This window comes from Bacillus sp. SRL337, from assembly GCF_984799155.1.
Genome location: NZ_OZ481793.1, coordinates 829,946 through 841,732 on the forward strand (window position 1 = coordinate 829,946; position 11,787 = coordinate 841,732).

Genomic DNA, 11,787 nt, shown 5'->3' on the forward strand with positions numbered 1-11,787 from the left:
TTTTTACTTACAAATTATAGAGGAGATGTAAACCATGCAAAGACTAAACAGAGGACAACTACAGCAGAGGGTACAGCTAGTAAATAAACATATGGAGAGGGAGCATAGCTCCTACAATCTTGATACAGGAGAAATCAGGATACAGAGCTTGCAGGATAACAGCCTCAGGAAAGTATCCTATACAAAAGATGGATATGCTTATTATTCCCTCAGGGATGCAGAGGGAAATAAATATAAGACAGTCTCAGTCCATCATATTGTAATGATACTGGCAGATGCTGAGGAGTATGTAGAGAAGATGGCTCAGGGCATGACAGTTAATCATATCAATGGAGACAAAACAGATAACAGCCTGAGCAACCTTGAGTATCTGTCTCAATCAGACAATACAGCTCATGCTCATGTTATTGGCTTAGTCTCTTATAAACTCCCTGAGGCTAAAATAGATGCTTACAAGGCTTATGAGATTTTAGAGGGCTTTTACCAGTCAGAGAAAACTGTAGATGAACTGGCAGAGGCTTTTAATATTTCATCAGGAACTGTTTATAAGGTCTTGAAAGGTACAGACTCTACAGGCATGTTTATTATGTTTAAGAATCTGAATAAAGAGGACATCCATAATAACAGGAAAACTAGAATGACAGGACTAAAGGCTAGACAGATTTTAGAGCTTTATTATCTTGAGGAAGAAAGTCAGGGAACAATAGCTAAGATGCATGGTATCAGTAGAAGCTCTGTATCAATGATTGTGGGAGGTCATAGATGGGAGAAAGTATATAACAGATTTATGAGAGAGAATCCAGTAGGAGTATCTGAGAGGGCTTAGGCTTTCCTAGATGCTCCTGCTTTTTTTATGTCCATGGCTCTGCCTGTCACAAACAGAATCCATTTTCTAATCAGAGTACTGAAAGCAATTAAAGACAGGGAGAGGATACAGCATGGATAAGCAGATAACTCAGGAGCATAAGGAAATGGTAGCCAAGGTCTTTAAGATGTTAGGCAGACCTGAGCCTGAAAGCAAGGATATTTCTGTAGGAGACAGAGGAGCTATCATTGTAGAGAATGGAAAGCCTGATGTAGATAAATTTATTAAAAGAGCAATCTATAGTTAAACTGGATGGAGTACTGAGCCTGTAAGGGTTTGGTGCTCCTTTTTATTTGTCTGTAAGTGACATGAAATTTGTATCAGAGCATGTATCCTGTGGATTTCGCCAAGAATCTAGAAACGCTGAGTCTCGGGGAAACGCGCCAGGCCATCAAGCGCCTTCTTGACCATCGCAATGAAGATATCTGGATGCTGTTCGGGACGCTGCCATTTTACCCTTGCAGTTCTTCAGAGGAAGAACTTGAAGTGTATCAGCGTCTTCTAACAGAGAAAAATGTCACAGTCAGAAACGATCCGGATGGCCGTTCCCGGCTGAACGTCAATATATTCTCCGGAGAAATAATCGTGACCGATTTTGGCGATGAACCGGGGTTGGGCAACCTTCAGGACACATCCCTGCCGGAAGCATATGACCGCTGGAACCAAACAAAAACTGCCAAATCATTGAACTGCCACTGTCCTGCCGTAAAATGCCTGGGACCTAACGTACTCGTCAAAAACACTTATTATTCAGGTGAGGACTTTCAGAGTAAATTAGCTAAAATCGAAGGGTGAAAGTAACGCCCGGATAACTGTGGAATCAAGTCATAAAAAACCTCCCTCAATTGAAAAATAACCCGTTCAGTACAGAGGGAGAAACCAATAAATTGAAAGGTAATTTGCGGTACAATTTGCATAGCATTTTGTATCGGCATACCAATGGTTTTGAAGTTTTTTCGCTTATTGTTGCATACTGATTTGCAGGCCGATTTGCACTACCGCATACATTTATGTGGTGTTGCAAACTGGTCTGCATTTTATGTTACAAATTTGTCGGCGGATTCGTTATTGCCAGATACACTAGATGGGAAGAGAAGGGGAATAACCAGTGGGAGAAAAATAAGGGGAGATTTTACCGTTAGATGTAGAGTAGACGTGGTTTTTGCGGAAAATAAGGGGAGTTTTTCCCTTTATTCAAAGCAAATCTGCCTATCTTCACGTTTTTTGAGTCAAATAAGAGGAATTTCTCCCTCTATTTAAGCTGTTTTCAGTCTATTTGGCTAATTAAGGGGAATTTTTCCCTCTATATACCTCAATTAGCAGAGAACCTGATTTCATTGCTGAAGAATGCAAAGTTTAACGGGAAACCCGCTGTTCAACCGATCTGGGGCTTAATTGAATAACGCATAATAGAAGTGAGGAGCTGCAAGGTCGTTGGCAGCTCCTCTTTTTTTGTGCAATTTTCATTCATAATACACTTCAAAACAGCCTGCAAAAGTCTTTGTATTTTAACCGGCAAAACCACCAGCAAATAGGCATTTTCTCCCTCTCAACCGAACGAGTTAAATTGAAAAAAACGGGGAGGTTTTTTTGCTGCATTAATGACTATCCGATTCCTCAAATTTCGAAAGAATCTCATTCACCCTGGAAAGCAGGGTCCCGCTGAAAAGAATCGTCGCTATCAGGCCAAGCAAAGAAAAGAAGATCAGTACAACAAAGTGATTTTCAGTACGCATAGGTTACCTCCAGAAATCTCAGATGAGGTATATTATTCCAATTTCTATTTGTTTTATTCATTTAAAGGTTGCAGTAACAATTTACTTGTTATAGAACCTTTATTGATTATGCATGCCTGGAGAAAGCCCCATTAGGACAAAGTAACAATTGCTGTAAGAAAAGCAGCAATGGATAAAAGGAATAAAAACCAACTTCAAACAGCATAGGAAAAACGGGGATAAAATGTGCAGATGCCCACTAGTAAATCAGCTAAAATACTGTTCAACCGAACATATAGAAGTTTCCATTTCAGCTTTTTATCAAACAGAAATTGTTTAAGGCATGGAAATGGCTAATCAATCGGGCCCACCCCAGGTTTTAAATAGGCATGAAGCGAATGCTTACAGTGAACCGGTGAACAACGATAAATAGATGGAAAAAGAGACATACGGAAAGTTCTCTGATCTTTCAATTCAATGAAACTCTAACGGCAATGCTACCCAAAAATGATTAACATATGAAACGGTTATCATCGAGGAAGGTATTTACCTAGGTAACTAATGGTGGTATACTTACTCTGGCTTTATGTACTTATGTAATTAATTGAGGTGTTGATAGTGGAAAATACACATGAACTTTTTCATGCGATCCATCAGCTTTCGAGACGACTGACGAAGCATCTGAATGAGGTGCTGGAACCTTATGGACTATACAACGCACAGTGGTCGGTGCTTTTTGTTTTGCGGGAAAAAGGGACTTTGACACAGAAGGAACTCTGTGAATACCTTGCAGTTGAAGCACCTCCAATGACAAGGACAATACAAAGGCTATTAAAGCAGGGGTTTATTGAACAGATATCCAGTGAGGAAGATAAACGAAAAAAGTTCATTTCCTTAACAGACCTGGCAAAGGCTCACTTCCCGATATGGGAAAAGGCCGTTCTTAAGAAAAATGAAGAGTTGATAAAGGAAATTCCAGCTTCATTACGGGGAGAATGGCAGAACATCTTAACAGCCTGGTTAAAACAGATATAGAAAGAGGGAATACAGCATGAATGAAACTAGACCTCCGTTATGGACGAGGAACTTTATCGGTATCAGTATCAGTAATTTCTTTTTATTTATGACATTTTATTTTCTGCTTGTAACCGTACCAATATTTGTAGTGGATCATCTGGACGGTGAAAAGTCACAGGCAGGATTGATGATTACAGTCTTCCTGATTTCTGCCATCATCATCCGTCCGTTTTCGGGAAGATGGATTGAAAAATTCGGGAGCAGAGTGATTCTTCTTTGTTCGTTAACATTATTCTTTGGGGCAACATTGCTGTACTTCATGGCAGACAGTGTTCAAGTATTGCTTTTAGTCAGGTTCTTACACGGAATAGGTTTTGGCATGGCAACGACAGCTGCAGGATCCATTGCAGCGATTACCGTTCCTCACTCCAGAAGAGGAGAAGGGATGGGCTATTTCATTCTGTCCACAAACTTTGCGATGGTCATTGGTCCATTTCTTGGGTTGACGGCCCTGCAAAACTGGGGAATGAACGTGATGCTGCAAATTGCTGCAGGAGCCGCGTTCATCGGGCTTTTATCCGGGTTGTTGATTTCCCTTAAGGAAGAGAAAAAGGTAAGAGGCAAGCTTCCTCCAATGAAGTTGAAAGATGCGATCTTTGAAGTCAAGGCGATTCCGATTGCTTTAACGGGGGCGTTCTTCGCGATTGTGTATTCATCAATCCTCTCCTTTGTCTCCGTTTATGCAGGGGAACTTGGGCTCAGCCATGTGGCCAGCTATTTCTTTATCGTATACGCAGTAGTGCTTTTGCTTTCAAGGCCGATTACGGGGAAATGGTATGACCTTCATGGCCCCAATTTCATCGTCTATCCTGCGATTATTTTGTTTGCAGCCGGAATGATCATTCTCGGAACAGCGGATTCAGCCGTTCTGTTCCTGACGGCCGCAGCTTTTGCGGGGTTAGGTTGGGGGACCTTGTTCCCAACTTTCCAGACGATTGCCATCCAGGCATCGCCCCCCAAACGGGCAGCTATGGCGACTGCGACATTCCTATCTATTTTTGACATAGGAATCGGATTGGGATCTTTCCTCGTTGGTCTCGCTGCAGCCAAATTCAGTCTCGGAGAACTATACGCGTACAGTACAGGGTACGTCTTTGCTGGAATCCTCCTATACTATTTGCTGCAAGGCCGAAAATTGAATAAAGGCAAACATAAAGAAGTTAATGCCGCTTAAAAAAGTCAGCGTCCACAGCTGGCTTTTTTTCTTTTGTGCCAGTCACTCCCCGGTTTATGTCGAATTGACTTCACTTTATAAGAGGATTCCTCTTGGTCAGGAGCTCTTCCTGTTCGACAAATTCCGGGGAGTGACTGGCACGTGCTGGGTCATCCGAAAAAATCAAATATTTCATGAATATCCCAATTAAAACAGGGTATAACATTAAAAGTAATTATAAAGGGGGTAATATTTTGGCTGATAAGAACAAGGATATGAAGAATTCCAAGGAAAACCATGTGGATGATGATACACTGACAACACGACAGGGGCATCCTGTTTTTGATAATCAAAATATCCGTACTATTGGTGACCGAGGGCCGGCTACACTTGAGAATTATCATTTTATCGAAAAGATTTCCCACTTTGACCGTGAAGAAGTGCCGGAGCGTGTGGTTCACGCGCGCGGGTCCGGGGCATTCGGCTATTTTGAGGCATATGGAAAAGCCGGGGACGAACCTGTAGAAAAGTATACACGCGCGAAGGTCTTTTCAGGAGCCGGGAAGAAAACGCCGTTGATGGTCCGCTTCTCTACTGTGGCAGGTGCGAAGGATTCGCCGGAAACAGCACGCGACCCCCGTGGATTCGCTGTGAAAATGTATACGGAAGACGGAAACTGGGATCTTGTCGGGAACAACCTGAAGATTTTCTTTATCCGCGATGCCATGAAGTTCCCTGATATGATCCATGCCTTTAAAGCGGACCCGGCTTCCAACGTTCCGAACCCGGAAAGAATGTTTGACTTCGTTTCCCGTACACCAGAGGCAACCCATATGATTACCTTTGTTTTTTCCCCATGGGGGATTCCAGCTACATATCGTCATATGCAGGGGTCAGGCGTCAACACATATAAATGGGTAAATGAAAAAGGTGAAGCAGTGCTGGTCAAATACCACTGGGAACCAAAGCAGGGTATCCGCAACCTGACACAAGATGAGGCTGATTCCATTCAAGCAAAGAATGTAGCTCATGCGACCCAGGATTTATATGAATCGATTGAGCGAGGCGATTATCCGGAATGGGAGCTGTTCGTTCAGATCATGGAAGATGGATATCATGAGGAACTCGATTTTGATCCTCTCGATGACACAAAACTATGGCCAGAAGATAAATTCCCATGGCTGCCGGTAGGGCGTATGGTCCTTGACCGTAATCCAAAGGACTTTCATGCAGAGATTGAACAGGCTTCCTTCGGTACGGGGGTACTCGTCGATGGAATGGACTTTTCAGATGATAAAATGCTGCAAGGCCGTACTTTCTCCTACTCTGATACGCAGCGCTATCGAGTAGGGGCGAACTACTTGAAGCTGCCGGTGAATGCACCAAAATCTCCTGTCCACACCAATCAGCAGCGCGGCCAGATGGATGTACGCAATCCAAATGAGTCCGGGGAAAATCCACATATCAACTATGAGCCGTCCATGCTTGGCGGTTTCAAAGAAGCGGGCACCGAAGGACGTGCACCTCACCGTCCGACCTATAATGCCGCTGCGATGACGGCGCCGATTGACCGTCCGAACAACTACGGACAGGCTGGCCACACCTACCGAAGCTTTGAAGATTGGGAACGCGACGAATTAATTAAGAACCTGTCCGATGCTCTTGCGATTTGTGATGAAAAAATCCAGGATGCCATGATTGAACACTTCACACAAGCAGACGAAGACTATGGACGCCGCGTGAAGGAAGGGATCGAAATGAAAATGAAAGAAATGAAGGAAATGAAGGATGTGGAACTGGATAAAGTTCCTGGCCGCGAATCCGGAAAAACAAGATATGGCCAAGGCTCATTAGCTGCAAATGAAGCAGCGGAAGGAGCACCGAATAAAGGCCACGAAGCAGATCCTTATTAATAGTTCAATGCAGCCCGCCAATTTACCGGCGGGTTTTTTCTGTTTAAGGTGTGAAAGGCACGCCGGATTTAGTCTTGAATCCGCTCCGGAAATGGAATATAATGGCGTAATATTCATTTTTAGGGGGGAGCCAATTGAGACAGGAAAAGGCGGTACATAGTATCACAGAAAGCCTGAAGAAAGATGAACTTGTACAGGCGGTTTTTTTGAAAGGATCCATGGGGAGGGGGGAAAACGATGAGCACTCGGATGTCGATCTCTATGTCCTTGTAAAAGAGGAAAATGAAGAGAGGTTTCTTGAGAAACGGGTTGATCACTTGAAGGCCTACGGAAATCTTTTATTCTATGATGATATATTCATTATCGCTCCGCAGATCATTGCGGTATTCGATGATATGCTTCATGTAGACTTGTTTACGGTAACCGAGACGAATTTTAAGGAGAAAGACTTCTTTAAGGTTGTTCATGATCCTGATAAGATCCTGGTAAAGTATGAAGCCACTCAGAATTTGGTATTATCTCCTGAAGAATTCTATGAGCTGGCGATTGATGTTCCATGGTTTCTGTTTCAATACCGAAAAGCCTATAACAGAGGTAATAGTTTATGGGGCGTAGAAGTATTGCAGCACTGCATGTTCAAAATGGCGAAGGTGCTCCTTCACAGATATTTCCCGGAGAGGGCTCAATTGGGGATGAAGGCATTGGAGGCGCTGCTGCCTGCTGAAAAGCTGTGTGAAATAAACGAGATCTATTTACATCTGAATCCTGAAAATCACAAGAAGGCAGCAGACCTTATTGTCCAGTTATATTCCACGGAATTAAGCTGGATAGAGGAAAACCTTCCTGATGACAAAGACGCGTTGTTCTTCAGGAAGATGGCGGAAAAAATAGACTAATGGACTTTGAGTATCCAAAAAGGGAAGCCATTTCAAAGGGTTTCTATTTAAAAATAAGGCCGTCTTCGCATGAATTGCTGCTTTCGGAAAAATCCCAGGAGCTGGGTTTTTCCCCTGTATTCCATGGATTTCTCCTCGAAAAAGGGAGAGCAGCTCTTTTCTTTCCTGCTTACAGGGGGATATCCAAAGTGAATGACCAAAAAATTATTTGAGATTCATATTGAATAGCAACAAAGTTTACGAAAAGAGGCTAAAATAAAATTTTTATTGTAAATTACAGGATTAATGAAACTTTCAGAGGGGGAAATTCGTGGAATAGGAAGAAGATGATTTTTTTACTTCAATTAGCTTTGCCTCTGTAGGGGGAATGGAGTCATGGTAAACTTGCTTTTCGGAGTTATTTTCATATCCGGCATATATTATTTAGTGCGTTATCGACTGAGCTTAAGAAAAGCTGCAGAATCGGCACCAGCTGCAGTATATCCGCAGAGCAAGGAAGAGTTCTCAGGAATACTTCTTCCAGGGGAATGGCTGGAAATGGAGCCGCTCAACAAACAGTCAAGATCTTATCAAGTGGTAAAATGGGGGACATATGCAGCTTTGGCCTTACTCATCACGCTGTTAGGGGTCGTTTTGGCTACAGACTGGCTGGAGACCCAGTTCTTCATGGTTTCCTATCTGTTTTTCATGATTCTTAGCGCGATTCGGCATAGAGGGAATTTTTTCATTTTGCCTAAAGGAGTCATTTTGAACTCAAGATACTATTCCTTCTCAGAAATTAAATTCTATGAAACAGAAAAAATTGTCCGCTGGCATGAACTGTACGGCCTTGACCAGCGGGCAGACAATGGCTTTAAACTCACCTTTAAAATCAAAACCAAATGGCTTCAACCCAATTACGTAGTCATTCAGCATCCAGAACAGCTGAATAGAATTACCGATCTGCTGAAAAAACAAGGTGTTGCCGGGATGGAGAAGGAAGCTTCTGATAAGTGACTGGCAAAACCCGGTTTTTGTCGAATTATGTAAAGGAGAGGGATTAGATGAATGAAATTGTTTGGACCATCATTTTGCTTGCGGGTTTGATGGTCTCGGGAGTTTATGTTTACAGAAGAAGAAAGGCTGCTGGCATTACGGGGGTCAAGACAGCCCTGACGTCTATCTGCTTTTATTTGATTGCAGTGGCGAATCTGCTGGCCGTCTGGTTTGATTTCATTGGTCTTATCAGTTGGGCGGTCACGATCATGCTTTTGATTGCTGGAGCCTATTTTACAAAGTACCTGCCCCCGCAGCATACCGAGGCGGAGTGATCAGCGCCCTGCGATTCCAAGATGGAGGAAATCAGGGGTGACAGGGATAAGAGGAATCCGGAAACTGCAGAAAAATTCCGAATCTCAATCAAAATCCCTTTTGAAGGATTTCGACAGAGTCCGGGGCGTGCCTGTCACCAAGCCTCCAAGCGGGATTGTATATTTTTCCAATTGGCGGTATAATAGTCTATGATTTTATATTCGAAAGGAGGTTCACCCTGTGATGAATGGTATCCCTGGCAGTAAGTCGGCAACGAAAATTTTTGATGCTCTTCTTTTTAACGGGATCAGTCTGTCCTTATTTAATAGAGGCGTTTACTATTTTCATTGCATACCGCATAGGGTGAGCTTACTATAAACGTTTCCTCATAGTATCCATCACGGGGAAATCAAAAGCCGGAAGACACCTATCGCGGGATAGGTGTCTTTTTTATAGGCTGTTTTCGTGAACTTTGCTCTATTCAATATGAATGTATTTTGGTCATTCACTGGATACCCCCCTGTAAGCAGGAAGGAAAAGAGCAACGCTCCCTTTTTTGAGGGGAAATCCATGGGTTTTTTCCGAAAGCAACATTGAATGCGAAAACAGCCTTTTTATATTCAAAAAACAGGGATACTGCCTTGATGGGGCGTCCGATATCAGGAGGACCAGTTCATGAAAATGAGTTTAACAATATTTAAGAATAAAAGCTTTTTATATTATTGGATCAGCACATGGATTTCATCCCTTGGAGATTCCGTTTTTGTCATTGCTCTGACGTGGTTTCTTGTGGAAGAAACCCAGTCCCCGTCCATCGTGGGGACGTACCTATTTATTTTGGGAGCATCGAAAATTCTCTTTGTTCTTGTGGGGGGAGTCCTTGTCGACCGCATCAATCCCCAAAAATTGCTTATCCATTCCAATCTGCTGCGGGCCGTCATTATCAGTCTTGCCTTGGCCGTCTTGTTTGTAAATAAGGAAGCTTACTGGATCTTCTATATTATAGGAGCTGTATTCGGGATGGTTGATTCTATCGCAGAGCCAGCGGGAATCTCGTTCAGGACGCGCATTGTTGAAAAAGAATATTATACCCAGTCGATGGGGCTGCTGATGACAGCCGGAAATGTGTCAGCTGTCATTGGACCGCTGGTTGGAGCGGGTCTGGTCGCTGTAGGCAGCACTAATTTTGCCATCATGGTCAATGCGGTCACCTTCTTGATTTCTGCGCTATTATTGCTTCTGGTCAAAACTGTTAAAACAGAAGAGGAAGAGGCAACGAACGAACCAATGTGGAGAAGTGTGAAATCCGGGTTTCATTATTTCCTGACAACCCCGATCATCATGACCATGGCGGTATTTGCCTTCTTTGCCAACGCAGCAGTCGGGGCGACCTTGATCAGCATCCCGTTTCTAGCTGAAGAACTGAATTTGGGTGTTGAAGGATTTGGGTTAATGAATACAGCGATCGGAGTCGGCAGTGTTGCGGGAGCGGTGGTGTTTTCCGTCATTTCGATCAGGAATCCTAAGCCCTATATGACTCTGCTGACATGTTTCTTGCAAGGAATGATCATCATGCTGATTGGATTCACAGTGAATATTTGGATGATCATAACGCTGATTGCCCTTATGGGTCTGCATGAAACAGCAGTTAATGTCATAGCTCCGAGCGTAAACCATACGATTATACCAGCAAGGATCTTCGGAAGGGTCATCAGTGTCATGATCCTGGTTATGTCCGGATCGGTCCCGATTGCCCAGGCGGCAGCAGGGTGGTTGATGGAGTGGACTTCTCCCCAGAATATATTCATTTACGGAGGCGTCCTTGAAATGGGGGCGGCTTTGCTGACCTTTTCGCTTCCTTTTGTACGAGATTATGGAAGGGATCCGGCAGTCTCTGCAGAACATTAGAGTAGCAGAACCTGTCACAGGTGAGCAATCGCAGACAGGTGTGTGAATCAGCAGGGTGCTAAACTGAAGGAGCAAGGGGGGACTGGGATGGAAATACTGCTTAGAATGAATGAGTGCATCGAATATATCGAAAATCATCTCCAGAAGAAAATTGAGGTGGAGAAGCTGGCACAGCTAACGTACAGCAGCAAATTTCATTTTCAACGAATGTTCAGCATGCTGACAGGGGTACCAGTGGCAGAGTATATCAGGAAACGCCGCTTAACATTGGCTGCACAGGAGCTTTCCAATGCCAAGGAAAAGGTGATTGATGTTGCTCTTCGATATGGTTACGAAACACCCGAGTCTTTTTCAAAGGCATTCAGGAGGGCCCATGGCGTTTCACCATCCCAGGTGAGGGAACAGGACGTCTCTTTAAAGGCATTTCCTCGCATCTCTTTTCAAATTCAGTTAAAAGGAGAGAAAGAAATGAATTACAGAATCGTTGAAAGAGAAAGCTTTAAAGTGACCGGCTTCGGCAAGAAGATCACAACTGCCAATGGAGAAAACAATAAGGAAATTCCAAAGTTCTGGGATGAAGTGAATGGAAAAGGCATCGACAGAGAAATAGTTGAGGCTGCCGATACAAACGATATCCTTGGGATTTGTATGGAGTTTGATCAAGCCGGCGAAACGTTCACTTATTTCATTGGTGCAGAAACAGTGAAGGACCAGAAGAAGTTCGAGATAAAAAAAATTCCGGCTGCCACATACGCTGTATTTGAATCCATCGGCCCGATGCCCCATGCCATTCAAGGTGTTTGGCAGCGGATTTATTCCGAGTGGTTCCCATCCACAGGTTACGAACATGGCGGTGGGCCAGAATTTGAATTATATCCTCCAGGTGAGGTTAACAGTGTTGATTACCGCTGTGAAGTCTGGGTTCCGATCATGAAGAAATAATGTCCAGTGGCCTTCTCTTCTCAGGAGA

Annotated in this window: 11 protein-coding genes and 1 pseudogene; 11 read left to right on the top strand and 1 reads right to left on the bottom strand. The window is 43.5% G+C overall.

Features of this window, described 5'->3' with window-relative positions; all coding sequences use genetic code 11:
• Nucleotides 1-34: 34 nt before the first annotated feature.
• The 3 genes and pseudogenes from AC4E8A_RS04055 to AC4E8A_RS04065 all read left to right on the top strand — a co-directional run.
• Nucleotides 35-826: a sigma factor-like helix-turn-helix DNA-binding protein gene (locus tag AC4E8A_RS04055; RefSeq protein ID WP_490196990.1), complete on the top strand. Its 792-nt coding sequence runs from the start codon at nt 35-37 to the stop codon at nt 824-826.
• Between the two features lie 112 nt (nt 827-938).
• The gene (locus AC4E8A_RS04060; protein WP_490196992.1) at nt 939-1,112 is read left to right on the top strand and encodes a hypothetical protein; all 174 of its coding nucleotides are present in this window, start codon (nt 939-941) and stop codon (nt 1,110-1,112) included.
• 80 nt (nt 1,113-1,192) lie between these two features.
• A pseudogene (locus tag AC4E8A_RS04065) lies at nt 1,193-1,660 on the top strand (radical SAM/CxCxxxxC motif protein YfkAB); the annotation flags it as partial.
• Between the two features lie 803 nt (nt 1,661-2,463).
• Here AC4E8A_RS04065 and AC4E8A_RS04070 read toward each other — a convergent pair.
• Nucleotides 2,464-2,601 (bottom strand): hypothetical protein, encoded by a 138-nt coding sequence (locus AC4E8A_RS04070; RefSeq protein ID WP_490196994.1) that lies wholly within the window; start codon nt 2,599-2,601, stop codon nt 2,464-2,466.
• Nucleotides 2,602-3,198: 597 nt separating this feature from the next.
• Here AC4E8A_RS04070 and AC4E8A_RS04075 point away from each other — a divergent pair.
• From AC4E8A_RS04075 to AC4E8A_RS04110, 8 genes are all read left to right on the top strand, one after another.
• Nucleotides 3,199-3,615, top strand: coding sequence for a MarR family winged helix-turn-helix transcriptional regulator (locus AC4E8A_RS04075; RefSeq protein WP_490196996.1), 417 nt, complete (start codon nt 3,199-3,201; stop codon nt 3,613-3,615).
• Between the two features lie 16 nt (nt 3,616-3,631).
• Nucleotides 3,632-4,831: an MFS transporter gene (locus AC4E8A_RS04080; RefSeq protein ID WP_490196997.1), complete on the top strand. Its 1,200-nt coding sequence runs from the start codon at nt 3,632-3,634 to the stop codon at nt 4,829-4,831.
• Between the two features lie 254 nt (nt 4,832-5,085).
• Complete coding sequence (locus AC4E8A_RS04085) at nt 5,086-6,723, top strand: catalase (RefSeq protein WP_490198765.1); 1,638 nt, start codon at nt 5,086-5,088, stop codon at nt 6,721-6,723.
• 134 nt (nt 6,724-6,857) lie between these two features.
• Nucleotides 6,858-7,619 (top strand): nucleotidyltransferase domain-containing protein, encoded by a 762-nt coding sequence (locus tag AC4E8A_RS04090; RefSeq protein WP_490196998.1) that lies wholly within the window; start codon nt 6,858-6,860, stop codon nt 7,617-7,619.
• A 375-nt stretch (nt 7,620-7,994) separates the two neighbouring features.
• Complete coding sequence (locus AC4E8A_RS04095; protein WP_490196999.1) at nt 7,995-8,615, top strand: hypothetical protein; 621 nt, start codon at nt 7,995-7,997, stop codon at nt 8,613-8,615.
• Between the two features lie 47 nt (nt 8,616-8,662).
• Nucleotides 8,663-8,929, top strand: a complete 267-nt coding sequence (locus AC4E8A_RS04100) for a hypothetical protein (protein WP_490197000.1) — start codon at nt 8,663-8,665, stop codon at nt 8,927-8,929.
• Between the two features lie 655 nt (nt 8,930-9,584).
• Nucleotides 9,585-10,817: an MFS transporter gene (locus AC4E8A_RS04105; protein WP_490197002.1), complete on the top strand. Its 1,233-nt coding sequence runs from the start codon at nt 9,585-9,587 to the stop codon at nt 10,815-10,817.
• Nucleotides 10,818-10,904: 87 nt separating this feature from the next.
• Nucleotides 10,905-11,759, top strand: a complete 855-nt coding sequence (locus tag AC4E8A_RS04110) for an AraC family transcriptional regulator (RefSeq protein WP_490197003.1) — start codon at nt 10,905-10,907, stop codon at nt 11,757-11,759.
• The last annotated feature ends 28 nt before the right edge of the window (nt 11,760-11,787 follow it).